The sequence below is a fragment of the Amycolatopsis melonis genome, from assembly GCF_040064235.1.
Taxonomy (GTDB): Bacteria; Actinomycetota; Actinomycetes; order Mycobacteriales; family Pseudonocardiaceae; genus Amycolatopsis; species Amycolatopsis melonis.
Genome location: NZ_JBDZYD010000004.1, coordinates 184,834 through 211,523, shown reverse-complemented (window position 1 = coordinate 211,523; position 26,690 = coordinate 184,834). Strand labels below are relative to the sequence as shown.

The window sequence follows — 26,690 nt, the reverse complement described above, 5'->3', positions numbered from 1 at the left end:
CTCCTCAGAGGGGGATGTTCCCGTGCTTCTTGGCCGGCAGGCTCTGGCGTTTGGTCCGCAGCGCACGCAGCGCCCGCGCCACGTGCAGGCGGGTCTGCGACGGCGTGACGACCTGGTCGACGTAGCCGCGCTCGGCGGCCAGGTAGGGGCCGCCGTGGCGTTTGCGGTACTCGTCGGTGAACCGGCGCCGCGCCGCGGCCCGCTGCTCCGGTGGCAACGCGGCCAGCTCCCGCCGGTAGAGCACCTCCACCGCGCCTTCGGCGCCCATCACCGCGATCTCCGCGGTGGGCCAGGCCAGGTTGGCGTCGGCGCCGAGGTGCTTGGAGCCCATGACCGCGTAACCGCCGCCGTAGGCCTTGCGCACCACCACGGTCACCTTCGGCACCGTCGCCTCGGAGTAGGCGTAGATCAGCTTGGCCCCGCGGCGGATGATGCCGCCGCGTTCCTGCCCGGTGCCCGGCAGGTAGCCGGGGACGTCGGCCAGGGTGAGCAGCGGGATCGAGAAGGCGTCGCAGAACCGCACGAACCGGGCGGCCTTTTCGGACGCGTCGATGTCGAGTACGCCGGCCTGGTGCCGCGGCTGGTTGGCGACGATGCCGACCGAGCGGCCCTCGATCCGCCCGAAGGCGCAGATGATGTTGGGCGCGAACGCGTCGTGCACCTCGGTGAACTCGCCGTCGTCGACCAGGCGGGCGATCAGCACGGCCATGTCGTAGGTCTGGTGGGGCGAGTCGGGCACCAGCCGGTCCAGCTCCAGGTCGGCGGGAGTGACGGCGGGACTGGTGTCGTCGGCGTATTCGGGTGCGGGATCGAGGTTGTTCGACGGCAGGTAGGCCAGCAGCGTCTGCACCCAGCCGATGGCGTCCTCTTCGGACGCGGCGCGGTGGTGGGCGTTGCCGGCGATTTCGCTCTGCACGGCCGCGCCACCCAGCTCCTGGGCGGTGACGCGTTCCCCGGTGACGGCGTGCACGACGTCCGGGCCGGTGACGAACATGTGCGCGGTGTCCTCGACCATCACGGTGAAGTCGGTCATCGCCGGGGCGTAGACGGCGCCGCCCGCGCACGGGCCCATGATCATCGAGATCTGCGGGACGACGCCGGAGGCGTGCGCGGTCCGGCGGCCCAGCTCGGCGTAGTAGGCCAGCGAGACAACGCCTTCCTGGATCCGCGCGCCGCCGGAGTCGTTGATCCCGACGACCGGGCAGCCGAGGCTCAGTGCCAGATCCATCACCTTGAGGACCTTCTCGCCGGAGACCTCGCCCATGCTGCCGCCGAAGACGCTGAAGTCCTGCGAGAACACGCAGACCTGCCGCCCGTCGACGGTGCCGTGCCCGGTGACGATCCCGTCGCCCCACGGCCGGTTGTCGGCCATCCCGAACTCGGTGCACCGGTGCCGGGCGAACTGGTCGAGTTCCACAAAGGACCCGGGGTCCAGCAGCAGGCCGATCCGCTCCCGCGCGGTCAGCTTGCCCTTGGCGTGCTGCCGGTCGATCGCCCGCTTCTCGGCGATCCGGACGGCTTCGTCCTGCCGGGCGGCGAGATCGGCGATCCGGAACGCCGTCGTCGGCGTCAGCTCCTCCATCACCGCACCTCCGCCGCCAGTGCCGCGGCCAGCGCCGTCACGTGCGGCGGGTCGATCATGGACACGTGGTCGCCCGGAACGCGGACGACTTCGACGTCGCAGAAGGCGTCCCAGCCGAGCGTGTCGTCGGTACGCAGGTAACGCGGGTCGAGCGTGGTGGTCAGCGGGTGCGGGTCGGCCGCCCGCAACAGCAGCACGCGGCCGTCGTAGCGTTGCGGTGTATAGCGTTCGGCCACCCGGGCGTCCACATAGGACTCGTACTGGTGCCGCAGTACCCCGGCACCGAGGTCCGGCACGCGCTCGGCGAGCTGGTCCATGACCCAGCGGATCTGGTCCTCCTCGGCCAGCCGCACGAGGTCGGCACGCGGCACGGAGAACGGCACCCCGTAGGTCCGCGAGACGTGTTCGGCGAAGCGGTCGAAGCGGTCCAGCAGTAGCTCTTCCGCGGGTTTCCCGGGAGCGGGCAGCGGCAGGATGGTGTCGATGAGGAACACCAGCTCGGCCCCACCGAGGCGGCGGGCGGTCTCGTAGGCGAGGCAGCCGCCGAACGACCAGCCGCCCAGCCGGTACGGGCCGGCAGGCTGGATCTCGCGGACCAGCTCGGCGTAGCAGGCGGCCTTGCCCTCGACGGTGTCCTCGTCATCGATGCGCTCGAACCCGTACACCGGACGGTCTTCCGGCAGCAGCCGCACCAGCTCGCGGTACACGCTCGACGGGCCGCCGGCGGGGTGGAAGAGGAACACCGGATCGGCGACACCGTCGCGCAGCACCCGCACCGGGCCGCCGCCGTGGCCTTCCAGCTCCCCGCGCAGCAGGTCGGCCATCGCCGCGACCGTCGGCGTCGCGAACAGCTGCGCGGCTTCGGGCACGGACTCGAGTTCCGCGGCGAACGCGGCCCGCAGCCGGTCCGGATCGCCGCCCGCGGCGAGGAAGTCGTCGTGCACGCCGGGCTCGGGCCCGCCGAGCACGGCACGCCAGTGCCGGGCGACCCAGCGCTCGGCCGGGTCCCGCGGGCCGGTCGTGACCAGCCGGGCCGGGCTCGGCTGTCCGAAACCCGTCTGTTCGGCGTCCCGCGGGCCGGTCGTGACCGGCCGGACCGGGCTCGGCTGCCCAAAACCCGCCTGCCCGGCGAGGTGCGCGGCGAGTTCGGCGTCTTGCGACCCGGTCACGATCGCCCGGGCCGGGCTCGCCTGCCCGACACCCGCCTGCCCGGCGAGTTCGGCGTCCCCCGGCCCCGTCGCCACCGACTGGGCCAGGCTCGGCTGCCCTAAACCGGCCTGCCCGGCGAGGTGCGCGGCAAGTTCGGCCAGGCTCGCCCCGCGCAGCAGCAGCGGGACCGGCAGCGGCAGGCCGAAGTCGCGTTCCACGGCGCCGCGGGCCCGCATGGCCGACAGCGAGTCCAGGCCGAGCCGGGTGAGCGGGACGGTCCGGTCCACGTCGGCGTACCCGAGCAGGTCGCCGACGAGCTTCGCGAGGTGGTCTTCGATCGCGACCCAGGCCCGCCCCGGTGGTCCGGCGCGCAATGCCTCGAAACCGTCCCATGTGGACGACGTCACGCGCGGGGCGAAGAGCCCGAAGAACGGGCGTTCGGCCAGCCGCGGAAACAACTCCAGCACGGTTTCCGAGTGCACGCGCGCAATCCCGGTCGAGGCCGTGTCCCGCGACAGCACGATGTCCAGTGCTGCCAGCGCTTCTTCGGTGCCGAGCGGGGCGAGCACCGGATTGGCCGACCCGGCCGCGGCCCCGGTCTCACCCCAGGCGCCCCAGCCGATCGCCGTCGCCGGGAGGCCCTGGGCGCGGCGCCACGTGACCAGCGCGTCGGCCCACGCGTTGGCCGTGGCGTACGCCGCTTGGCCCGGGGAACCGAACAACGCGGCCGCCGACGAGTAGACGAGCCACCAGTCGAGGTCGTGCCCGGCGGTCGCCTCGTGCAGCCGCCAGGCGCCGATCGCCTTCGGCCGCCAGACGGCGGCGAGCGCGTCCTCGTCGAGGCTGATCGCGGCGCCGTCGGCCAGGACACCGGCGGCGTGCAGCACCCCGCGTAACGGCACGCCCCCTTCGACGGCGGCCGCGACCAGGGCCTCGGCCGTGCCCGGCGCGGCGATGTCGCCGGGCACCACGCGGACTTCGGCCCCCAGCTCACCCGGGTCACGCGGCGTCCGGCCGTTCAGCACCAGCCGCGTCGCACCCCGTTCGGCGAGCCACTTCGCCGCGGCGAGCCCGAGCCCACCGAGCCCACCGGTGATGACGTACGCGCCGTCGCGGACCGGCTCGCGCACCGGCTCACCGGGCTCGGGCCGGACCAGGCGCCGGGTGTACCGGAGGCCTTCCCGCCAGGCGACCTCGTCGTCCGGGCCGTCGGCGCGGACCTCGTCGCGCAGCTGGCCGACCCACAGCCGGGCCGGATCGGGCCCGGCATCGAAGTCGACCAGGGTCACGCGCAGCTGGGGATGTTCGAAGGCGAGCACGCGCACGAGCCCGCGCACGGCGGCCAGGTCGGGATCGCCCGCCTCACCGGGCTCGACGGCCTGGGCCCCCGCGGTGACCAGCCACAACCGCGGCGGCGCGGGCAGTTCGGCGAGTTCGGCGACGACTCCGCCGAGCGTGACAGCCAGCCGGGCGGCACGCGCGGGATCCGGCGCCTTCCCGGTGCCGAGAACAGCACCCTCGGAACCCTTCGCCTCTCCACTACCAAGCACAGCCAGCACCGCGGTCGGTTCGCCGTCCCGCAGCAGTTTCGCGAGCGCGACCCGGTCGCCGAGCCGCGCGGCCGGGGCGCCAAGGCCCGGATCGTCGTCGGCCAGCACGATCCAGCGGTGCTCGCGCTTCGGCGCGGCGGGCAGCCCGGCAGGCTGCCAGGCCGTTTCGAACAGCAGCCGGTCGAGCGTGGCGTCGCGGAACCGGCGGCAGTAGACGTCCCGGAACTCCGTCAGGACGACATCCTCAGCGTCCACGAGCTGGACGCTGCCGAGCACACCGTCGCCCGACGCCTCGGACAGGACGGCGTCGACCCGCACCCCACGGCGTGGGTCACCGGCGACCACCACCTCGCCGATGGTCAGCGGCAGGTGGAGCGCGTCCGCCTCGCCGACGGCCGCCGCCAGTGCGTGCAGGCAGGCGTCGGCGAGCGCGGGGTGCAGGGTGTAGGCGGGATGATCGTGGTCCGGCAACACGATCGACGCGGACGCACGGCCATCAGCAGCGACGACGCGCCGGAGCCCACGGAAGGCCGGGCCGTAGGACTGACCCAGGTCTTCCAGCCTCCGGTAGAGGTCCACCGGCTGTCCTGCCGCCTCGCCGAACGGCCGGGACGGCGTGCCGTCCGTCCCGATCCGCGCGGTGGCGTGGCAGGTCCAGTCGCCGCGGACGGACTTGGCGTGCACGCTCACCTCGGCGCCGGTGCGGCTGGTGGTCACCGACGTGTGTTCGGCCAGCGGGAGGACTTCCCGCAGTTCGAGATCGCGGACGCACCCGCCCGGCCCGGCGGCGGCGAGGGCGAGTTCGAGGAAGCCGGTGGCGGGGAGGACCGGCGTGCCCTGCACGGTATGGTCGGCCAGCCACGGCAGCGCCCCGATGCCGACGTCGCCGCGCCAGAGGTCGCCACCCGGGTGTTCGATGTGGACACCCAGCAGCGGGTGGGTGCTTCCGGTGCGGCGAGGCCGCGGCCAGAACCGTTCGTGTCGCCAGACGGGCCCGGGCAGTTCGGCCGTCGGCGTCTGCGGACGGGCAGCCAGCAGGCCCGGACGGCCGTCGACGTGCAGCCGGGCGAGGCTGGTGAGGAACGCGGCCCGTTCGTCGGTCCGTTTGCTCGCCGAGGCCAGGCCACGGCGGCCAGTGGTCTGTTCCACGGCGGCCAGGGCAATCGGATGCGGCGAGATCTCGACGAACACGCCGTGCCCCTCCGCGGCGGAAAGGGCCTGGCTGAAGCGGACGGGACGGCGCAGGTTGGCGGCCCAGTACTCGACGTCGAAGGCTGGAGTCTCGTCGAAAACGCTGCTGTAGAAGGGAATTGCGGGCGTCTTCGGCGTGATCCCGGCGACGGCTTCGCGGAACCGGCCGAGCACGGGCTCGACGGCGGCGGAGTGCCCGGCCCCGCCGACCGGCAGCCGCCGGGCGAGCCTGCCGAGCTGTTCGGCGTGCGCGACGAGGGCGTCGACCCGGTCGGCGGGCCCGCTCACGGTGCACTGGACCGGCGAGGCGTAGACGGCGACCTCGACCCCGGGAAAGGCGGCCACCTCGTCGGCGGAGAGTTCGACGACGGCCATGGCCCCCTGCCCCCGGTGATCGATCTCGGCGAGCAGCCGGGCACGGGTGACGAGCACCCGCAGGCCGTCACGGACCTCCAGCGCCCCGGCCACCACGGCGGCGGCGACCTCCCCCATGGAGTGCCCGAGCACGGCGGACGGGGTGACCCCGTGGGCCCGCCACAGCGCGGCGAGGGCGAGCTGCATGCCGAAGAGGGCGAGCTGGGTGGTGGCGAGATCGGGGTTCTCGCGGTCGAGGGCCTCCCGCAGGGAAAGCCCGGCTTCGGCGGCGAAGAGGGGATCGAGGGCGTCGACCTCGGCGCGGAAGGCGGGTTCGGACCGGAGGAAGAGCCGCCCCATGCCGGGCCATTGCGAGCCATAGCCGGAGAAGACGAAGACGACCTCGCCGCGGCCAACCGCAGCCGAGCGGTCTTCCGCAGGTAGTCGTGAGTGGTAATTCGCGTTACCACTCACGACATCCTGGTGACCGGCGGCCAGCTCCCGCAGCCCGGCGACCACCTCCTCGCGGCTCTCCCCCACCACGGCTCCGCGCACCGGCAGGTGCTCGCGCCGGTGTGCCAGCGTCCCGGCCACCGGACCCAGCGGTACCTCGCTCGACGCCAGCCAGTCCGCCAGCGCACCGGCCCGCGCCCGCAGCTCGGCCGCCGAACGGCCCGACAGCGCGAACACCTGCGGGCCCGAGCCCACCTGACGAGGCGGGAAGGCCGCCGGCGGCCACTCCTCCACCACCACGTGTGCGTTCGTGCCGCCGAAGCCGAAGGCCGACACGCCCGCCCGGGCCGTCCCGCTGTACCTCGGCCACGGCGTCTCCTCCGCGACCACGCGCAGGCCCGTGAAGTCGATGTGCGGGTTCGGCTCGCGGAAGTGCAGGGTCGGCGGCAGCTGCCCGTGCGTCATCGCCAGGACCACTTTCAGCAGCCCCGCCATCCCGGCCGCGCCCTCCAGGTGGCCCAGGTTGCTCTTCACCGAGCCCAGCAGCAGCGGACGCCGCGGGTCGCGGCCGAGCACCGACCTCAGTGCCCCCGCTTCCAGGGGGTCACCCAGCGGGGTTCCCGTGCCGTGTGCCTCCACGTAGTCCACTGTGGACGGGTCGAGGCCCGCGTACGCCTCCCGCAGCAGTGCCGCCTGCGCCGCCGGGTTGGGGGCCGTCAGGCCGTTGGACCGGCCGTCGGAATTGACCGCCGTGGCGCGGATCAGCGCCAGCACGCGGTCGCCGTCGCGGCGGGCCGCGCGCAACGGCTTCAGCACCAGCACGCCGCAGCCCTCGCCGCGGGCGATTCCGTCGGCCGCCGCGTCGAACGGCTTGCAGCGGCCGTCGGCCGCCAGCACGCCCGCCCGGTGGAACCCGGCCGTGATGCCCGGGGACAGCAGCACGTTCACCCCGGCCGCCAGCGCCGTCTCGCTCTCGCCGCGGCGCAGGCTCGCCACCGCCTGGTGCACCGCCACCAGCGACGACGAGCACGCCGTGTCCAGCGTGAGGCTCGGCCCGCGCAGGTCGAGCAGGTAGGACAGCCGGTTTGCGGCGATGCTCGCCGCGGCGCCCGTGCCGGACCAGACGTCGACGTCCGCGACGCCGGTCATCGTCAGCGACCCGTACTCGGTCGCCGACAGCCCGACGAACACCCCGGTGCGGCTGCCGCGCAGGCTCGACGGCGGGATCCCGGCGTGCTCCAGCGCCGCCCACGCCACTTCGAGCAGGATGCGCTGCTGCGGGTCCATCGCCTCGGCCTCGCGCGGGGTGATGCCGAAGAACGCCGCGTCGAACCCGGCGACGTCGCCGAGGAACCCGCCCCGCGCCGGAAGACCGGCGAGGTCCTCCGGCGGCGCGAACGTCTCCCAGCGCCCCGGCGGGACGTCGCCGATCGCGTCGCCGCCGTCGGCGAGGAACTGCCAGAACGCCTCCGGGGACTCGATTCCGCCTGGCAGGCGGCACCCCATTCCGACGATCGCAATCGGCTCGCCAGCCTCGCGCACAGCCGACGTAACAACCGCGGCGTCCTCAGTGGACAGATATTCCGCGATCGCCGTGATCGTCGGGTGTTCCCAGACGAGCGTCACCGGCAACGTGCGGCCGGTGAAGCGGCCGAGGTCGGCGGCGAGGCTCGCCGCGTCCCGTGAGGACAGTCCGGTCTCGTGCAGCGGGCGGTCCACGTCGACGTCGCCGAGCCGGTCGAGGAGCCAGGCCCGGATCGCGGTGGCGTTCACCCGAGCCGCCGGGCGGTGAGCGAGTCGTCCACATAGGACTTCCGGCAGCGGGCGCGGCTGATCTTGCCGCTCGACGTGCGCGGGACTTCGCCGGGCGGCAGGAAGACGACGTCGTGCACGCGCAGCCCGTGCCCGGCCGACACCGCGGCCCGGATTTCCGCGGCCGCCGCGCCGATGTCGGCTTCGGTGCCCTTGGCGCGTTCCGCGACGACGACCGCCGCTTCCCCGTCGTCACCGGCGATCCCGAACACCGCCGCGGAGTGCGGCCGGACCGCCGGGTGCTCCTCCACGGTGTGCTCGATGTCCTGCGGGTAGTGGTTGCGGCCGTCGACGACGACCAGGTCCTTCAGCCTGCCGGTCACGTACAGCTCGCCGTCGAAGAGCACGCCGAGGTCGCCGGTCGCCAGCCAGCCCTCGCCCGTCTCCGGATCGAGTGGCGGCAGGCCGAACACCGCCGCCGACGCCTCCGGCCGTCCCCAGTAGCCGCGGCCGACGTTCGGGCCGCTGACCAGGATCTCCCCCACCTCGCCCGGCGCCGCGGGCCCGCCGGTCACCGGGTCGGCGATCCGCACCCGCTGCCCGGCCGGGTGGCCGCACGACACCAGGGTCGTGCCCTCGGCGGCGGGCACGGCGTACCCGGCGGCGAGCCGGTCACGGTCGAACGTCACCTGCCGGGCCGGTTTCCCGGCGCCGGTGACCGACACCAGCACGGTCGCCTCGGCGAGGCCGTAGGAGGACCGGTGCACCTCCGGCCGCAGCCCGCACCCGGCGAAGGCGGCCTGGAACTTCGCGACCGTCGCGGGCCGCACCGGTTCGCTGCCGTTGATCAGCGAGACGACCCGGCTCAGGTCGAGGTAGAGCTTCTCGTCCTCGGTGACGCGGGAAGCGCTGTAGGCGTAGGCGAAGTCGGGCGCCGCGCTGATCGCGCCGGGGCTGGCCGAGAGCGCGCGCAGCCACCGCGCGGGCCGTTCGAGGAACGCCAGCGGGTCCATCAGCACCGAAGCCAGGCCGCCGGCCATCGGCGCGCCGATGCCGAGGATCAGCCCCATGTCGTGGAACAGCGGCAGCCAGCTGACCGCCGACGTGGACCCGCTTTCCGCGCCGTAGGCCGCACACGCCTGCCGCGCGTTGGCGAGCACGTTGCGATGGGTCAGCACCACCCCGGCCGGTGTGCGCGTCGACCCCGACGTGTACTGCAGGTAGGCCGGCGTATCGGGGTCCGGGCAGGGCCAGTCGCGCGGCCCGGTCTCCGGGACCGCGTCGACCGCGATGACCACCGGCCCGGCGGTGAACGCCCGCACCGCGTCGAACTCCGCCGTCGTGGTGAGCACGACCCGCGGGGTGCAGTCGGCCAGTGCCGCGGCCAGCCGGCCCGCGTGGCCGGGCAGGCCGGGCGCGAACAGCGGGACGGCGACCAGCCCGGCCCGCAGGGCACCGAGGAACGCGACGACGTAGTCCGCCGACTGCCCGGCCAGCACGGCCGCACGTTCGCCCGGATCGGCCACTTCGGACAGTCGCGCCGCGACCGCGTCGACCCGGCTGTCCAGCTCGCGCCAGGTGAGCGTGACGGCCCGGCCGTCGGGGGCGGCCCGGTGGTCCAGGTACGTGACGGCGACCCGGTCGCCGAGGCGGCGTGCCCAGTACCCCAGCAGGGTCGCGAACGACTCGCCGTCGGCCTGCACGGCGCCGGTGCCGGGAAGCGGCTGGGAAATGGTGTCCATGGCTCCTCGCAGAGAGCGTTTGCCGGCGCAGTGAATAGCCGCGCCGGTGCGGTTGTCAATCGGGCGATCCCGGATACTCACCGGGAAACGGGTTACGGGACAGCGCGTTTGTCACGCGGCGACGAGGTCCGGGCCCGCAGGACGCGCACGGCGGGCAGCACCCCGGCGAGGGTCAGGGCGGCCGCGGCGAGCAGCCCGGCGGTGTAGCCGCCGGCCAGCGCCGCCCCGGGCGGTGTGCCCGCGGCGAGCCGTGCCCCGCGCACCGACGTCAGCACCGCGCCGATCAGCGCGACGCCGAGCGCGCCCGACAGCTCCCGGGCCGCGGTGAGCAGCCCGGACGCCGTGCCGGAATGGCGCTCCGCCACGACGTCCAGCGCATGCGACGTCATCGGGACCGTGAACGCCGAGCCGGCCCCGATCAGCACCATCCCCGGGATCCGCGGCCAGAGTTCCGGGACGTGGTTGACCGCGGCGAGGCCGAGCAGCCCGGCGCCGACCACGGCCAGTCCCAGTGCGACTGTCCTATGTGGACCCAGTCGCGTCACGGCGACCGGCACCAGCGGTGTCGCGGCCACGACCGCCACCGCGACCAGCGCGAGCGGCGCCCCGGCACCGAGCGGGCCGAGCCCGAGGAATTCCTGGTGCAGCAACGGCGTGTAGAAGAAGATGCCGGAAATCCCCAGTCCCCACAGCAGCTGCAGCGCGAGCGAGCCGGTGAACACCCGGTTGCCGGTCAGGGCCGCGGGCACCAGCCGTTCCCGCGCCCGCCGTTCACGGACGAGGAACGCCACCCCGCACGCGGCCCCCGCCGCGAGCAGCGGCACGCGCACCCCTGGTTCGGCCAGTGCGGTGGTGACCAGCACCAGGCTCGCCGTGACCAGGACCATCGCCGCCGCCGGAGGCGCGCGGGGCGCGGCGAGCCTGCCGGGCGGCACGGCCCCCGGGAGCAGGACGAGCAACGCCGCCACGAACGGCAGGTTGACGAAGAAGATCCAGGGCCAGCCGAGGTATTCGCTCAGCACGCCGCCGAGCGCCGGGCCGAGGGCCAGTGCGGCCGCGAGGCAGGCAGTCCACACGGCCGCGCCGAGCGTCCGGCCGCGGGCGTCGAGGTTCGTCCGCAGCAGGCTCAGCAGGCCGGGCAGGAGGAACGCGGCCGCCGTGCCCTGCAGCACGCGGGCGGCGACCAGCAGCCACGCCGACTGCGCGAGTCCGCCGGCCGCCGCACCGGCCCCGAAGCCCAGCAGCGCGGCCGTCAGCGCCCGACGCCGTCCCCAGCGGTCGACCAGCGCGCCCGCCACCGGCAGGAGCCCGGCGAACGGCAGCATGTACCCGAGCGCAACCCACTGCAGGGCCCCGAGATCCAGCGCGAGATCACGGGCAATGGACGGCACCCCCGCGGCGACGATCGTGTTGTCCAGCGTGGTGACGAACGCGCCCAGCGCGATCACCACGAGGGTGGCCCGCGCGGTCACCGCCCGCTCCCCACCAGCTCGCGCGCGGGCCGCCCCGGAAACCACCAGTTCGCCGCGCCCAGGCGGGCCATCACCGCGGGCACGAGCACGCACCGGACGACGACCGCGTCCAGCAGCACGGCGACCGTCAGCCCGACGCCCGCCTCCCGCACGACGCGGGCGTCGACGAACGCGAACGACACGAAGACCAGCGCCATGATCAGCGCGGCCGCGGTGATGGTGCGGCCGGTGGCCGCGACGCCCTCGACGATCGCCGCGCGGGTGTCGCCGTGGCGGCGCCAGGCCTCCTGGATGCGCGCGATGAGGAAGACCTCGTAGTCCATCGACAGCCCGAAGAGCCCGGCGAACAGGAACACCGGCAGGTACGGCTCGATCGGGCCGCCGAAGGCGAACACGACCGCGCCGGTCGTCGCGGCCGCGGTCAGCAGGTTCATCACCGCCGCCGTCAGCGGGATCGGCACGCTGCGGAACACCCAGGCCAGCAGCAGCACCGAAATGCCGACGACACTGGCCAGGAACAGCGGCAGCCGCGCGGTGATCGCCGCCGAGAAGTCCGCGCGCGCCGCGACGAGCCCGCCGACGTGGGCGTCCGGGCCGCCGATCGTCGTGGCCATCTGCCGCGTCCAGGTCAGCAGCTCACCGGTGGCGGGGTCGCCGGGCGCGGTGCGCGGGGTGACCGTGAGCAGCCAGCCGCCGGGCAGCGCGACCGGCGGGCCGACGTCGGCGCGGTCGAGCAGGACTTCCCGCAGCGTGCTCACCGACGGGCTGCCCGTGCCCACGACCAGCAGCGGAGCACCGGCGCCCGGCCCGAACCCCGTGCCGAGAAGCTCGGCGGCGGTCCGCGTGACGCTGCCGGGCGGGTCGGCCGTGGCGTCCGGGACGCCGAGCCGCAGCCCGGTCATCGGCAGCGCCAGCACGGCCACGACCAGCAACGCCGCGAACGTCGCCGGGCCGGGCCGGGCGGTCACCCGGTGCGCGAGCCGGGCCCAGCCGCGGCCCTCACTGCCCGGGCGGACCCGCATGCGGCGCGCGGCGAGCCGCAGCAGCGCGGGCAGCAGCGTCAGCGCGGCGAACACGGTCAGCAGCACCGAAATCGCGGCCGCGGCGGCAATGCCGTCGAGAAAGGACAGGCCGACGGTGAGCATCCCGGCCAGCGAGACGCACACCGTGACGCCGGCGAAGAGCACGCTGCGGCCCGACGTCGCCGCGGCGGTCGCCAGCGCAGCCTCGGGCCCGGCGCCCTCCGCGCGGGCCTGGCGGTAGCGGGTCAGGACGAACAGCGCGTAGTCGACGCCGACGCCGAGCCCGAGCAGCGCGGCGATCTCGGCGCTGATCTTCGGCACGGTCATGACGTGCGAGAGCAGCGTGACGACGGCGAGCGCGCAGCCGACCGAAACCGCCGCGGTGAGCACCGGGAGCAGCACGCAGGCCAGCGAGCCGAAGGTCACCAGCAGCACCAGCGCGGCGGCGAGCAGGCCGAGGCCGGCGTTGCCCAGGCCCGGTGCGCCCGCCGTCATCGCGGCCAGTTCGCCGGACGCCCCGGCGGTGAGGCCGTCGGCGTCGCGGACGACGGCGGCGAACGCGTCGGCGGTGTCCTGCCCGAGGTCCGCGGCCGGCGCGTCGAACCGCACGGTGAGCACCGCGGTCCGCCGGTCGGCCGAAACCCGGCCGGGCGGCGGGCTGACCGAGACGACGTGCGGCAGCGCCGCCAGCCGCGCGGCGAGCGTGTCGAGCCGGGCCCGGCCCGTGCCGCTGTCGACCGGCCCGTCCGGCGTCCGGGCGACGACCTGTTCCCCGCTGCCGGTGCCGCGCAGCAGATTCGCCGCCGCGGTGCTGTCCGCGTCGGGCAGCGCGACGGTGTCGCGGAAGGCCGCGCCGGTGTGCAGCACGGCGGATCCGAGGCCGCCCGCCAGGGCCAGCCACAGCACCACGACCACCGCGGACCGCCGGAAACACCACGTCACCACCGTCGTCATCCGGCCTCCTCGGCTGATCACGCTAACAACCGGAGGGGCCGCGAAGATACCGTCCGCGAGCACAAATCGCGGACCGGAAACCCTTGCGGCGGTGAGTGTTCCGCCGTTTGTCGGCCGGGTGACAAACCCGGCCGCGGCCGTTGGTGCCGGGGTGACAGAACCCTCTCCCGCGGACGGATCGGCGGTTGCCAATCCCGTTCCCGTGTGAGTACATGGCCGTCCGCGCCGTGGCGGGAAAGGAGCTGGTGCATGACCCGGACGAGCACGCAGGCGACGGTTCCGCTCCCGCGCGGCACCGGCCGGGCACGGCAGCTGTGGTGTTCGCTGCCGACGGAGCTGGCGCGGCGGTTCCGGCCGCACGCCGACCCGCTCGCCCGCCGGATTCTCGAGGAGGTCCAGCGGGCCGTGCCGGAGTACGCCAAGCCGCTGGAAGGCGAGTTCGGCCGGATCATCGTGCTGGCGATCGAGCAGGCGGTGCTCAGCTGCATCGACAGCATCGAGGACCCGGTGTCCACACAGGACACTTGGGCGAGCCTGTTCGTCGAGGTCGGCAAGCGTGTTCACCACGACGGCGGCAGCATCAACTCGCTGCAGGCGGCCTACCGCGCGGGCGGGCGCGCGGCATGGCGGTACGTCGCGGAACTCGGCCAGGCCCACCGGTTCCCGGCCGCGGTGCTCTGTATCGGCGCGGAGGCGATTTTCGCCTATGTGGAAGAGATTTCGGCCTGTTCGGTCGAGGGATACACGGTGGCGCAGGCCATGGCGGCGGGCACGCTGGAGCGGCGGCGGCGCCGGCTGCTGGAACTGCTGCTCGCCGGCCCGCCGTCGTCCCCGGCGACGGTCGCGGCGATGGCGAAGGCCGCGCAGTGGCCGATGCCCGAGTGGGTCGTGGCCGTCGCCCTCGACCCGGGGACCGGGCCGGCCCCGCCGCCGTTCCCGCAGCTGCCCGCGGACGTCCTGCTCGACCTCGACGGCCCGGAGCCGTGCCTGCTGACCCCGAACCCGGACCGCGACCTGCGCGGGCTCGAAGGCCGCCTGCCCGGACGGCGTGCGGCGGTCGGCCCGCGCGTCCGGCCGGCCGACGCGGCGACGTCGCTGCTGTGGGCCCGCCGCACGCTCGACCTGGTCCGCCGCGGCCTGGCGGGCGACCACCCGGTGACGCACACGGCCGACCACCTGGCCACGCACTGGCTGCTGGCCGACCGGTTCCTGCTCGACGAGCTGTCGGCGAAGGTGCTCGCGCCGTTCGCGGGCCTGACGGCGAAGCAGCAGACGCGGCTGGCCGAGACGCTGCTGTGCTGGCTGGAGCACAACGGGAGCACGCCGGAGATCGCGCAGGCGCTGGGCATCCACCCGCAGACGGTGCGGTACCGGGTGAGCCAGCTGAGCGACCTGTTCGGCGACCGGCTGGAGGATCCGGCGCGGCGCCTGGAGATCCAGCTGACGCTCCACGCCCGCCGCCTGCTGGCCACCCCGCCCCCGGCGGACGCTCCCTGACCCGGCTCGCTCACCGGACGTCAGGAAAGAGTCGTTCATGCCATCGGACGCGGTGAACGAGTCTTTCCTGGCACCCGGCTTGACCCCGCCGCGCTCCCGAACCTAAAGTCCTCCAGGCTGTTAGCGTTAACATCTTCCCCGGAGGACACCCCGATGACCCAGCCCCTGCCCGAGCCCGTCCGGGAGCACTTCGGCCGGGACGGCGACACGGACGTGCACCGGTACACCCTGGCGCGTCCCGGCGGGGTGACCGTCCGGATCCTCGACTACGGCGGGGTCATCCAGTCCCTCGAAGCACCCGGCCGCGACGGCCGGATGGCCAACGTCGTCCTCGGCTTCGCCGACCTCGACGGCTACCTCGCCAACAACCGGCCCGGCGCGGCCCGCGTCTTCCTCGGCGCGCTGATCGGCCGGTACGCCAACCGGATCGCCGGCGGCACCTTCACCCTCGACGGCGTCCGGTACCAGGTTCCCGTCAACAACGGCGAGAACAGCCTGCACGGCGGCCCCGCCGGGTTCGACACGCGCGTGTGGTCGGCCACGCCCTTCCGCGACGACGCCGGTGCCGGCGTGCGGCTCACCCTGGTCAGCCCGGACGGCGACCAGGGCTACCCCGGCCGGCTCACCACCGAGGTCACCTACCACCTCGACACCCGCGACCGGCTGCGCATCACCTACCGCGCGACCACCGACGCGCCGACCGTCGTCAACCTGACCAACCACACCTACTGGAACCTGGCGGGCGAAGGCAGCGGCGACGTCCACGCGCACCGGCTGGCCATCGCCGCGAGCCGGTTCTGCCCCACCGGGGCGGACCTCATCCCCGACGGCGATCCGGTCCCGGTCGAGGGCACGCCGTTCGACTTCCGCGAGGCCACGGAGATCGGCGCCCGGATCGGCGAGCCGCACCCGCAGCTGGCGGTCGGGCACGGCTACGACCACAACTGGGTGCTCGACGCGGACGCGCCGTTCGCCGCACAGGCCTGGGATCCGGCGTCCGGGCGCCGGCTCACGATGCGCACGACCGAGCCGGGCGTGCAGTTCTACTCGGGCAACTTCCTCACCGCGGACCTGACCGGCCCCGGCGGCCGCCCCTACGGGCGCGGCGCGGGATTCGCGCTGGAGGCCCAGCACTTCCCGGACTCGCCGAACCGGCCGGACTTCCCGAGCACGGTGCTGCGCCCGGGCGAGGTCTACCACCAGGAGACGGTGTACGAGCTGTCGGTGGCGTGAGCGACAACGGCGGGGCAGCGGCCGGGTCCCGCCGATACCCTCACCGCCCATGGGAGATCTTTCCGCCGACCTCGCCCCCACCGGCGTGCTGCGTGCCGCCGTCAACCTCGGCAACCCGGTGCTCGCGCACGGCACCCCCGACCAGCCGGGCGGCATCACGGTCGACCTCGCCCGCGAGGTCGCCGCGCGCCTGGGCGTCCCGGTGGAGTTCACCTGCTTCGACGCGGCCCGCAAGTCGTTCGAGGCACTGACCTCGGGCGCGGCCGACCTGTCCTTCCTGGCGATCGAGCCCGCGCGGGCGGCCGAAGTGGCGTTCACGCCGCCGTACGTCGTCATCGAAGGCGTGTACGCCGTGCCCGAGGACTCGCCGCTGAACACCCCGGCCGACGTCGACCGGCCGGGCGTCCGGATCGGGGTCAAGCAGGGCTCCGCCTACGACCTGTACCTGACCAGGACGCTGCAGCAGGCGACGATCGTGCGCGGCGCGGACGGCGTCACGGCGTTCGAGGAGCAGGGCCTGGAGGTGGCGGCCGGCATCCGCCAGCCGATGACCGCCTACGCGGAGGCTCATCCGGGCGTGCGGCTGATCGGTGAGCGGTTCATGCAGATCCGCCAGGCCGTCGCCACCCGCCCGAACCGCCGTCCGGAGACGCTCGCGTTCCTGTCCGGGCTGGTCGAGGAGCTGAAGGCGACCGGGTTCGTCGCCGAGTCCCTGCGCCGGGCGGGCCAGTCCGCCACACTGGTCGCGCCGCCGTCCGAGAGCTGATCACCGCGCGGCGGCGCGGAGCGCGGCCAGCCCGCGGGCGACGACCGGATGGCCCGCGCTCCCCCGCCGCACGAACGCCGCCGTCCGGCGCGACGGCTGCGGATTTCCCTGCAGCCGCAGGCGTTCGACGTCGTGTTCGGCGGGAACCGGCACCATCCGGGGCAGCAGGCAGACGCCGAGGCGCTGGGCGACCACCGCCGACACCGCGTACCACTCCTTGACGTGGTGCCCCACCCGCGGCGTGAACCCCGCGGCCGCGCACGCCGCGAGCAGCACCTGGTAGGTGTCGTTGCCGTGGGTCTTGACCACCCAGCTCTCGCCCGCCGCGTCGGCGAGTGCCACGCGGCGGCGGCGCGTCAGCGGATGGCCTTGCCACACCAGGAGGTCGAGGGGCTCGTCGAGCAGGACGTGCGGCTCGAACCGCGGGTCGTCCACCGGCGGGACGTCCGGGGTGGGCAGGACCACCGCGATGTCGGCCTCCCCGGTCAGCAGCGCGGCGAAGCAGTCCTTGGTCTCCTCTTCGGCGAGGTGCAGCGTGACGCCGCCCTCGCGCAGCGCGCCCGCGGCCGGGGCGGCCAGCGCCGCGATCGCCGACGACACCCCGCAGACCCGCAGCGTGCCGCCGGTGCCGTCGCCGAGCGCCGCGAGGTCGGCGACGGTCTCCTCCCAGCGCGCGTGCAGGGCGTCGGCGTGGGCCAGCAGGACTTCCGCGGCCGAGGTGAGCCGCACGCCGCGGCCCTCGGGGCTGAGCAGCTCGACGTCCAGTTCCCGGCCGAGCTGGCGCAGCTGCTGGGACACCGCCGAGGGTGTCAGATGCAGCGACGCCGCGGCGGCCGTCACGCTGCCGCGCGCCGCCAGCACCCGCAGGACCTGGAGCCGCCGCAAGTCGATCATTAAGCCGATTCTACAAGGAACCAGGTGTAAATCCTCGATGGACGTACACGGTTCGCCGCGGCAGGGTCGGGGACATGCGCACTCCCGCCCCGCTGCTGATGCTCGCGAGCGTGGTCAGCCTCGAAGGCGGCCAGGCGTTCGGCAAGACCCTGTTCACGCAGGTGAGCCCGGCCGGTGTCGTGTCGCTGCGGCTCGGCCTCGCGGCCGCGCTCCTGCTCGCCGTCCGGCGGCCGCCGCTGCCCCGCGGCCGCCGGGAGGTGCTGCACGCGGCCGCGTTCGGGACGGCCATCGCCGGGATGAACCTGATCTACCCGGCCCTGCGGTTCCTGCCGGTCGGCCCGGCGGGCACCATCCAGCAGCTGGGCCCGCTCGCCATCGCCGTGGCCACCAGCCGCCGTCCGCGCGACCTCGGGTTCGTCCTGCTCGCCGGGGTCGGCCTGTGCCTGGTCCACAACCCGGCGGGCACCGGCCTGCCCGCGGCCGGCGTCGCCCTCGCCGCGGCGTCGGCCGGCTCGATGGCCGCTTACCTGCTGCTGAGCAAGGGGGCCGCGAGCGTCGACGCCCTGGCGTACGCCCTCGTCTGGGGCGCCCTGCTCTGGGCGCCGGCCGGGATCGCGGGGAACGGCGCGGCGCTGCTGCGGCCGCCGGTGCTGCTCGCCGGGCTCGCGGTGGCGGTCCTGACGGCGGTGCTGCCGTATTCGCTGGAGTTCGCGGCGCTGCGGCGGGCGCCCACCCGCGTGGTGAGCGCCCTGGCCGGTCTCGAACCCGCGGTCGCCGCGGTGGCCGGCGTCGTGGTCCTGCACGAGTTCCTGTCCCTGCCCGCGTGGCTCGGCGTCGGCTGCGTGGTGACGGCGGCCGTCGCGATCAGCGGGCAGTCACGGCGCGAGCCCCAGCTGGGTGCGGACGGCGTGCTCGTCCCAGAGCGTCCACCGGTCGGTGAACCGGCCCGCCGGGCCGATCCGGTAGATGTCGACAACGTTCACCCGCAGGCGGGCGCCCGTCGCGGGCGGTAGGCCCGCGTAGGCCGCGCCGGTGTGCGTGCCGGTGACGGTGAGCCGCTGGGCCAGCGTGGTGCCCTCGACGACCTGCTGGTCGGTGTGCGCGCGCAGGTCGGGGAACGCGCGGCGGATGCCGGTGACGAACTCGGCCAGCTCCGCGGGCCCGGTCGTGCGGTCGGCCACGGCGAGGTACTGGACGTAGGCGGGGTCGACGAGCTCGTCGATGACCGCCAGGTCACCCTGGTTGTACAGCTCTTCGGTGATTCTGCGGGCCCGCGCCCGGATCTCGTCGGGAGTCATGGCCGCCAGCCTCGCGCCCGGCGCCCGACGGGACCACGACGTCCGCTCACCGTCGCCTTGACACATCGGGCCGCGGCGTGCCGACTTACTGCCGTGAGCTTTTCCGCCCTTCTCAAGCGGCTGCGGCTGGCCGCCGGCCTGACCCAGGAGGCGCTCGCCGAGCGCGCCGGGGTGAGCCCGCGCGCGGTCAGCGACCTCGAACGCGACCCGCGCCGCGTCCCGCGGCTGGACACCGTGCGCCTGCTCGCCGACGCGCTGGCGCTGGCCGGGCCCGACCGGGCCGCGCTGCTGGCCGAAGCCCGCCCGGCCGGTCCGCCGCCCGTGGCCGCCCCGCCCCGGCTGCTGCCCCCGCTGATCGGGCGCGCCGGGGTGGCCGCCGCGCTGGTGGAGCTGCTGGAGCGCGGCGAGACGCGGCTGCTGACGCTGACCGGGCCCGGCGGCGTCGGCAAGACACGGCTCGCGCTCGACGTCGTCGAGACGGTCCGCCCGCGGTATCCGGACGGCGCGTTCTTCACCGACCTCGCGCCCCTGCGCAACCCGCGGCAGGTCGTCGCCGCGATCGCGCAGGCGGCCGGGCTCGACGAACGCGGGCCGGTCCCGGCAGGCGACCGCCTGGCCGCGGCGTTCCGTGCCCGGCGGGCGATCCTGCTGCTGGACAACTTCGAGCACCTGACCGAGGCCGCCACCGACGTGCTGGACCTGCTGGGCGCGTGCCCGGAGCTGACGGTGCTGGTCACCAGCCGCGTCCCGCTGCGGGTCCGGGCCGAGCGCCAGTACCGGATCGCGCCGCTGGAACCGGACCCGGCCGTCCGGCTGTTCACCGAGCGGGCGGCCGCCGCGGGCGTGTCGCTCGAAGCGGACGAGACGGTCGAGCGGATCTGCCGCAGGCTCGAAGGCCTGCCGCTGGCGATCGAGCTGGCCGCCGCGCGCACCCGCGTGCTGCCGCCCGCGGTCCTGCTCGAGCGCCTCGCACCCCGGCTGCCGATGCTGGTCGGCGGCCCGCGTGACCTGCCGGACCGGCAGCGCACCATGCGTGACGCGATCGGCTGGAGCCACCAGCTGCTGTCCCCGCCGGCACAGGCGCTGTTCCGCACGCTGTCGGTGTTCGCAGGCGGCTGCCCGCTCGCGGCGGTCGACGACCTGGACACGCTCACCGAGCTCGTCGAGGCAGGCCTGGTCACCCCCGGCCCGGACGGCCGTCTCGGCATGCTGGAGACGATCCGGGAGTACGGCAGGGAAAAGCTGCGCGAGGCGGGCGAAGAAGACGCCGCCGTGGCCCGGCACATCGCGTTCTTCGCGGACCTGGCGGCCCCAGCGGAGTCCGAAAAGGACAATCTGCGCGCGGCACTGGACCGGGCGGTCGCGCGGGGCGACGGCGCCCACGCGTTCCGGCTGTGGGTCGCGCTGTCCGGGTACTGGGCCGACCACGGCCTCCTGCACGAGGGAGTCCGCGCGGCCGAGGCGGTGCTGGCGCTGCCGGGCGAGCCGTCCGCCCGGATCCCGGTGCTGGCGGGCGCGGCGCGGATGGCGACCGAAATCTCCGCGTTCGAAGCGGCGTCGGCGTGGTGCGAACAGCTCGTCGACCTGGCGCGTACGGAGGGAACGGGCCTGGTGACGGCCCTCAACACCCGCGGCGTGCTGGCACGGCAGCTGGACCGCTACGCGGAATCCGTCGCCGACCATGAGGAGGCCCGCACGCTGGCGCAGTCCACCGGCGACCGCCCGGGCCACGCGGCGGCGCTGATCGGGCTGGCCTACACCCGGTTCTTCACCGGCCACACCGGCGAGGCGATCGGGCTGGCCGAGCAGGGCCTGGCCGAGACGAGGGCCACCCGCCCGGACCGCGACCTCGCCGACGCCCTGATCCTGCTGGCCTGGCAGGCAATGCACGCGGGCCTCCACGACCGCGCCCGCGAGCTGGGCACGGAGGGCGTGTCGGTGGCCCGCGCGATCGGCGACCGCAGCCGGATCGCCGAAGCCCTGCGCAGCCTGGGCACGAACGCCCAGCTGATGGGCTGCCACGAGGAGGCGGCCGAGGCACTGACGGAGTCCGAGAGACTCAACCGCGAACGCGGCGACGACCACACCGCCGACCAGCTCCTGGCCCACCTGGGCCACCTGGCAATGCTGACGGGAGATCTCGACGGAGCGCGCGAGAAGAGCGTGGTGGCACTGGAGTCGGCTCGCCGCCACGAGGATCTGTGGGCCACCGCGATGTCGACGACGCAGCTGGGGCACGTCGAGCTGGCTTCCGGGAGGGCGGAGCGCGCCCGGGAGCTGTTCACCGAGAGCCGGGAGCTGTTCGGCCGGATCGGCAACCCGATGTATTTGTCGTGGTGCCTGGAGGGATTGGCGGGTATCGCCCTCGGCGACGGTGACCCGTCACTGGCGGCGCGGTTGTGCGGGGAACGCGACGAGCTGCTGACCCGCCTCGACGCGCGGCTGCCGCCGATGAATCCGGCGGGGTATCAGGCGGTTCTCGACGCGCTGGAGGAACGGCCGGTGCGGTGACGCATCGGCGCGGGTGTACGGGGCGCCGAATCCGCCGGGACTGGTCCGCCGCCCGGCCCGTGAGCGCAAGGTCCCCGTACGGCCGAAGCCGCCACCACCGGCCCACCGCTCGGCCCGCCAGCGCAAGATCCCGCCCAGCCGCCCCCGCCACCGGTCCGCCCTCCGGCCCGGGAGCGCAAGGTCCCCGGGCGGCCGAGGCCGCGCGACCGGTCCGCCCGGCCCGGCCCGAGAGCGCAAGGTCCCCGCGCCGGCGAACCCACCGCGGCCGCGACCGGTCCGCCCTCCGGCCCGCAAGCGCAAGGCCCGCGCCACCGAACCCACCGCCGCCGGTGTGTCGTCTTGAACGGTGAGCGGTCGGTGGGTGTGCGTCGTGGTCCGGGGAGCTTTGCCGGATGAGGCTGGGGGCCGGTTCGCAACTCCCAGGAGGACACCATGATCCGCACTTCCGCTTTCACCACCGGCTTCGTCGTCTGTGTCGTGCTCGGGCTGGCCGATGTCGTCGGTGTGGCCGGGGTTGGCACGGATGCCGCGCCGCCGCTTGTTGTTCTTGTTCTCGGCGGTGTCTTCGGCCTTGCCACCCTGGCCGCCGCCGTTCCTGCCTGGCGGGGCAACCGCGCCGGGCGGCTCACCATCGTCGTGTCGCGGGTGCTGTCCGGGTTGCTGGCCATTCCCGCCTTCTTCGTCGATGCCCCCGCCTGGGCACGGCTCGTCGCCGCCGTCTCGATCGTGCTGACCGTGGCCGGGGTGGGGCTGATGGTCAGCGGGGCGCGGCAGCGGGCCCTGGCCCGGTGAACCGGGTTGCGGGCCCGCTCGCCGTCGGTGGGCTGGCGGGCCTGGCCTGGGCCGCCGGCCTGCGGGGGCTGATGGTCGAGGTCGCCGGGCCGGAGTCGGCCGTGCACTGGTACGGCACCTTCGTCCAGATCCTGCTGCCCGGCGTCGTCACCGGCGCGCTGTTCGGCTGGGCATGGCACGACCGGCGACGACGCTGGCTCGTCGCGGCCCCGCTGGCCTTCCCCATCGCCGTGATCGTCTCGCCCGACACCGTCACGACGATCCTCGCCGGGCAGGTGCCGTTCGCCGACGGACTCGGCGGCGGCGCCCTCGCCCTGCCGCTGTTCGGCATGGCCGGCGGCTACGCCATCGCCGGCCGCGGACCGCGCTGGCGGCGGATCGTGCTCGGCGCGTTCGCGCTCGTCCCGCTTCCGGCGTGGGCGTTCGCGAGCGCGTCGATCTCGCCCGCGCTGAGCCTCGCCACCCCGCGCGGTGCCTGGGTCGCCGCGCTGTTCTGGGCGTCGACCGCGACGCTGGCCCTCGGCTGCGCGATCCCGCTGAGGCGCACCTGACATCGCTTGCCCGTCGCTGCCGTCATCGAGACGACATTGCGTCTTCTCGACGGTCGCCACGAGTGTTACGTTCCTCCTGGTGCAGGCCGACCCGAGGAGCTGCGATGAGGCTTACTCCCAGCGCGCACACCGACTCGTTCTGCCGCGACCGGCTGCCGCCGGCCGAGCAGTGGCCACGGCTGGTGTTCGACCTGCCGGAGCTGCACTACCCGGACCACCTGAACGCCGCCACGGCCCTGCTCGACGACACCACCGCCCGCCTCGGCCCGGACCGGCCCTGCCTGCGCTCACCGCACGAGACGTGGACCTACGGCGAGGTCCTGGCCCGCGCCAACCGGATCGCGCACGTCCTGACCGCCGACCTCGGGATCGTGCCGGGCAACCGCGTGCTGCTGCGCGGCACCAACACGCCGTGGCTCGCGGCGTGCTGGCTCGGCGTCCTCAAGGCCGGGGCGGTCGCCGTCACGACGATGCCGATGCTGCGCCGCACCGAGCTGGCCAAGATCATCGACCGCGCCCGGCCGGCGGTCGCCCTGTGCGACGAGCACCTGCTCGGCGAGCTGCCACCCGGACTGCCCGTGGTGCCCTACGGCACCGAGCTGGCCGAGCGCTGCGCGCGGCACCCGGCGGACTTCGCCGACGTGCCGACCGCCGACGACGACGTCGCCCTGCTCGCCTTCACCTCGGGCACCACCGGCACGCCGAAGGCCACCATGCACTTCCACCGCGACCTGCTCGCCATCGCCGACACGTTCTCCCGGCACATCGTGCGACCGCGCGCGGACGACCTGTTCTCCGGCACCCCGCCACTGGCCTTCACCTTCGGCCTGGGCGGCCTGCTGGTGTTCCCGCTGCGCGCCGGCGCGGCCACGCTCCTGCTGGACCGCGCTACGCCCAAGGAACTGGCGTCGATCGTCGCCGAGCACGGCGTGACGGTGCTGTTCACCGCACCGACCGCCTACCGCGCGATCCTCGGCTCCGGCGACGGGCCCCTGCTGGCCGGGGTCCGCCGCGCCGTCTCCGCCGGCGAAGCGCTGCCCGCCGCCGTGGCCGAGCAGTACCGCGAGGTCACCGGCCGTCCGCTGATCGACGGCATCGGCAGCACGGAGATGCTGCACGTCTTCATCTCCGCGGCCGACGCCGATGCCCGCCCCGGCCGGACCGGCAAAGCCGTTCCCGGCTTCCGCGCCGCCGTGCTCGGCCCCGACGGCCGTCCGGTGCCCGACGGCACGCCCGGGCTGCTCGCGGTGCAGGGCCCCACCGGGTGCCGCTACCTCGGCGATCCCCGCCAGACCGGCTACGTGCGCGACGGCTGGAACATCACCGGCGACACCTACGTCCGCGAGCCCGACGGCTACTTCCGGTTCGTCGCGCGCAGCGACGACATGATCGTCTCTTCCGGTTACAACATCGCCGCTCCCGAGGTCGAAGAGGTACTGCTGGCCCACCCGGACGTCGCCGAATGCGCGGTCGTCGGCACCCCGGATCCGGACCGGGGCGCGGTCGTGACCGCCTTCGTCGTCCTGCGGCCCGGCCTCACCCCGGGCCCGGACGTCGTGCACGCCCTGCAGGAGCACGCCAAAGCCGTTGCCGCGCCGTACAAGTACCCGCGCCGGGTGCGGTTCCTGGACGCGCTGCCGCGCAACGCGAGCGGGAAGCTGCAGCGCTTCCTGCTCCGCGAGCTTTGACGGGGGTGACGGGCCCGCTGCCGAGGTGGGGTGGCGGTGGGCCCGTCACGTGTGGGGGGTGCCGGGGACATGCCTCCATCGTAGCCGAAGATTCGAACATCTGTTCACGTCCATTCGAGTGGATTCCGGCTACGAACCGTCACCAAGACACGGGATTTCCCCATCGCCACAACACTTCCGAGTGACACGAAGTCCTCAATGGACACTCACGGAGCACGGCAAACGCCACCACTCCCCGGGACGGCACCCGGTCACGCACCCGCCGCGCCGCCGCGGGCCGGATCGCCCGCGCCCGCGTCCCCGCGCGGTAGAACTCTGACCTGCACCGCAGGACGTCACCCTGGCGTGCCGCCGAGGCGGTGACGGACGCGAAAGCCCGACCCCATAAAGTCTTCGCGCAGCCATCCGGAGGTGAACGCCCGAGTGCCCGAGGTCGACTACTACGAGGTGCTCGGCATCCGCCGGGACGCCACGGCGGCCGACGTCAAGTCGGCGTACCGCAGGCTGGCCAAGACCATGCACCCGGACGGCGGCGGCACGGTCGGCACGTTCCGGCTGCTCCGCGAGGCCTACGACGTCCTGAGCGATCCCGTGGCCCGCGCCCGCTACGACTCCGGCGGCGCGAAGGTGGTGCCCGTCCCGGTCCGGCCCCGGCCCCGGCGCCGCTTCGGGGACGAGCCGGGCTTCGTCCCCGACCTGCCCGACCTCGACGCCGAAGACCTGAGCTGGTGGCACTTCGCCGGCGAGGACACCCGGATGCGGCACGGCCGCCGCCGCGGGCCGGGGCACACGCCGGTGGTCGCCGCGGTGGCCGGGATGGTCCTGGTCCTGCTGCCGCTGCTCACCGGGGTCGAGTTCTCCCCGCCGGTGCTCATCGTCTGGCTGCTGCTGACCGCGGGCACCGCACTGCTGGTCCAGCGGCTGGCACGCGCCTACCTGCGCACGGTCCGCGCCCGCGAGGCCTACGCCGAGGAGTTCGGCGGCCGCACGGTCTTCGGCACGCCCGGCACCGAGCGCGACGAGCTGGCCGAGCGGCTCACCGCCGACCTGCTGGAGGGCTACCTGACCCGGCTGCCGGGCGCCCGGATCTTCCACGGGCTCGCCTGGCCCGGCTCGGTGTTCGCCGACGTCGACCACGCGGTGCTGTGCGGGAAGCGGCTGGTGCTCATCGAGTCGAAGCTGTGGCTGCCCGGGCACTACGAGACCGCCGGGGACGGCAGGCTGCTGCGCAACGGCAGGCCGTTCCGCGGCGGCGGCAGCCGGCTGGCCGAGAGCCTCGCCGCCTACCGCGACCTGCTGCCGGGCGTGGCGCTGCGCGGCGCGATGATCGTGTACCCGAGCCGCAGCGGCGAGGTGACCACGGCCGACCCCGGCGACCTGCCGGTGGCGCCGATGACGCCGGAGACGTTCCTGCACGAGATCGGCGAGTGGCTGGCCGCCGATCCGTCCACTGTGGACCACGAGACGCTGCGGACGATGCGCGACCAGGTCGTCGGCGGAGGCGGCCGGGCAGCGTGATCCGTGGCAGCTGCGGGAAAGCCGTGAATGGCCCATTCACGGACTTGAAGTCCCTCAATGTGCCATTCACGGACTTGCCATGGGTCGGCGCGGCGGGATGAGTCCCGCAGCGACGCTGGCCACGGTCCTGCTGGCCTACCTCCCGGCGGCGGTCTCCCCCGGCCCCAACTTCGTCCTCATCGCACACACCGCCGCGGCCGGGACCCGGCGGGCCGCGGTCGCCGTCGCCCTCGGTGTCGTCGCCGCGGGCGGGCTGCTGGCCGCGGTCGCGGTCTTCGGGCTGGGTTCGGTGCTGGCCCGGGCGCCGTGGCTCGCGACAGCGCTGAAGATCGCCTGCGGCGGTTACCTCGCCTGGCTCGGCATCCGGCTGTGGCTGCGGGCGCACGCACCGGAAAACGCGCCACCCGCGGGCCACCGCAACGCTTTCCGCCAAGGCGTCCTCAGTAACCTGACCAACCCCAAGGCCGCCGCGTTCTTCGGCAGCGTCCTCACCGCCACGCTGCCGCCCACCGAGCCCACGGCCGTCAAGGCCGCCGCCGTCGGGCTCATCGTCGCCGCCTCGGCCACCTGGCACCTCACCGTCGCCCTGCTGTTCTCCTCCCCCGCCACGCAACGCTGGTACGCGCACGCCAAACCGGTCCTCAACCGTGTCGTGGGCACGGTTCTCGTCGTCCTCGGCGTCATCCTGGCCATGACGCCGTGAAGGCCTCCCCGCAGCGCG

The 26,690-nt window shown here is 74.5% G+C and carries 16 protein-coding genes and 1 pseudogene; 10 read left to right on the top strand and 7 right to left on the bottom strand.

Annotated elements, in window-relative coordinates; genetic code table 11:
* Positions 1 to 4: 4 nt before the first annotated feature.
* The 5 genes from ABJI51_RS11935 to ABJI51_RS11915 form a co-directional block, all read right to left on the bottom strand.
* Positions 5 to 1,582, bottom strand: coding sequence for an acyl-CoA carboxylase subunit beta (locus tag ABJI51_RS11935; RefSeq protein WP_348950120.1), 1,578 nt, complete (start codon positions 1,580 to 1,582; stop codon positions 5 to 7).
* Complete coding sequence (locus tag ABJI51_RS11930; protein ID WP_348950118.1) at positions 1,582 to 8,052, bottom strand: SDR family NAD(P)-dependent oxidoreductase; 6,471 nt, start codon at positions 8,050 to 8,052, stop codon at positions 1,582 to 1,584. The genes ABJI51_RS11935 and ABJI51_RS11930 overlap by 1 nt, the downstream gene beginning before the upstream one ends.
* Positions 8,049 to 9,773: a fatty acyl-AMP ligase gene (locus tag ABJI51_RS11925; RefSeq protein WP_348950116.1), complete on the bottom strand. Its 1,725-nt coding sequence runs from the start codon at positions 9,771 to 9,773 to the stop codon at positions 8,049 to 8,051. The genes ABJI51_RS11930 and ABJI51_RS11925 overlap by 4 nt, the downstream gene beginning before the upstream one ends.
* Before the next feature lie 92 nt (positions 9,774 to 9,865).
* Positions 9,866 to 11,245 carry an MFS transporter gene (locus tag ABJI51_RS11920; protein WP_348950114.1) on the bottom strand — a complete coding sequence of 460 codons (1,380 nt, stop codon included), beginning with the start codon at positions 11,243 to 11,245 and terminating at the stop codon, positions 9,866 to 9,868.
* A complete protein-coding gene (locus tag ABJI51_RS11915; RefSeq protein ID WP_348950112.1) occupies positions 11,242 to 13,221 on the bottom strand; it encodes an MMPL family transporter in 1,980 nt (659 codons plus the stop codon). The genes ABJI51_RS11920 and ABJI51_RS11915 overlap by 4 nt, the downstream gene beginning before the upstream one ends.
* A 249-nt stretch (positions 13,222 to 13,470) precedes the next feature.
* Between ABJI51_RS11915 and ABJI51_RS11910 the strand changes: the two genes are divergently transcribed.
* From ABJI51_RS11910 to ABJI51_RS11900, 3 genes are all read left to right on the top strand, one after another.
* On the top strand, positions 13,471 to 14,718 hold the full coding sequence (locus tag ABJI51_RS11910) for a PucR-like N-terminal domain-containing protein (RefSeq protein WP_348950110.1): 1,248 nt from the start codon (positions 13,471 to 13,473) through the stop codon (positions 14,716 to 14,718).
* A gap of 153 nt (positions 14,719 to 14,871) precedes the next feature.
* Positions 14,872 to 15,951 carry an aldose epimerase family protein gene (locus tag ABJI51_RS11905; RefSeq protein WP_348950109.1) on the top strand — a complete coding sequence of 360 codons (1,080 nt, stop codon included), beginning with the start codon at positions 14,872 to 14,874 and terminating at the stop codon, positions 15,949 to 15,951.
* Positions 15,952 to 16,000: 49 nt separating this feature from the next.
* Entirely contained in the window at positions 16,001 to 16,717 is a 717-nt protein-coding gene (locus tag ABJI51_RS11900; protein WP_348950108.1) for a transporter substrate-binding domain-containing protein, read from the top strand.
* On the opposite strand, the gene ABJI51_RS11895 is transcribed toward ABJI51_RS11900, so the two are convergent.
* Entirely contained in the window at positions 16,718 to 17,611 is an 894-nt protein-coding gene (locus ABJI51_RS11895; RefSeq protein ID WP_348950106.1) for a LysR family transcriptional regulator, read from the bottom strand.
* 74 nt (positions 17,612 to 17,685) lie between these two features.
* Between ABJI51_RS11895 and ABJI51_RS11890 the strand changes: the two genes are divergently transcribed.
* Positions 17,686 to 18,624: an EamA family transporter gene (locus tag ABJI51_RS11890; RefSeq protein ID WP_348950105.1), complete on the top strand. Its 939-nt coding sequence runs from the start codon at positions 17,686 to 17,688 to the stop codon at positions 18,622 to 18,624.
* Here the strand turns inward: ABJI51_RS11890 and ABJI51_RS11885 are convergent.
* Positions 18,562 to 18,909: pseudogene (locus ABJI51_RS11885) on the bottom strand (ester cyclase); the annotation flags it as partial. The gene ABJI51_RS11890 and the pseudogene ABJI51_RS11885 overlap by 63 nt on opposite strands.
* 93 nt (positions 18,910 to 19,002) lie before the next feature.
* Here ABJI51_RS11885 and ABJI51_RS11880 point away from each other — a divergent pair.
* The 6 genes from ABJI51_RS11880 to ABJI51_RS11855 all read left to right on the top strand — a co-directional run bounded on the left by ABJI51_RS11880 (position 19,003) and on the right by ABJI51_RS11855 (position 26,672).
* Positions 19,003 to 21,420, top strand: coding sequence for an ATP-binding protein (locus ABJI51_RS11880; RefSeq protein WP_348950103.1), 2,418 nt, complete (start codon positions 19,003 to 19,005; stop codon positions 21,418 to 21,420).
* A 432-nt stretch (positions 21,421 to 21,852) separates the two neighbouring features.
* Entirely contained in the window at positions 21,853 to 22,212 is a 360-nt protein-coding gene (locus ABJI51_RS11875; protein WP_348950102.1) for a hypothetical protein, read from the top strand.
* Complete coding sequence (locus ABJI51_RS11870; protein WP_348950101.1) at positions 22,209 to 22,763, top strand: hypothetical protein; 555 nt, start codon at positions 22,209 to 22,211, stop codon at positions 22,761 to 22,763. The genes ABJI51_RS11875 and ABJI51_RS11870 overlap by 4 nt, the downstream gene beginning before the upstream one ends.
* Before the next feature lie 104 nt (positions 22,764 to 22,867).
* Positions 22,868 to 24,451, top strand: a complete 1,584-nt coding sequence (locus ABJI51_RS11865) for an AMP-binding protein (RefSeq protein WP_348950100.1) — start codon at positions 22,868 to 22,870, stop codon at positions 24,449 to 24,451.
* A 423-nt stretch (positions 24,452 to 24,874) separates the two neighbouring features.
* Positions 24,875 to 25,969 carry a J domain-containing protein gene (locus ABJI51_RS11860; RefSeq protein ID WP_348950098.1) on the top strand — a complete coding sequence of 365 codons (1,095 nt, stop codon included), beginning with the start codon at positions 24,875 to 24,877 and terminating at the stop codon, positions 25,967 to 25,969.
* 97 nt (positions 25,970 to 26,066) lie between these two features.
* Positions 26,067 to 26,672 (top strand): LysE family translocator, encoded by a 606-nt coding sequence (locus tag ABJI51_RS11855; protein ID WP_348950096.1) that lies wholly within the window; start codon positions 26,067 to 26,069, stop codon positions 26,670 to 26,672.
* Positions 26,673 to 26,690 lie beyond the last annotated feature (18 nt).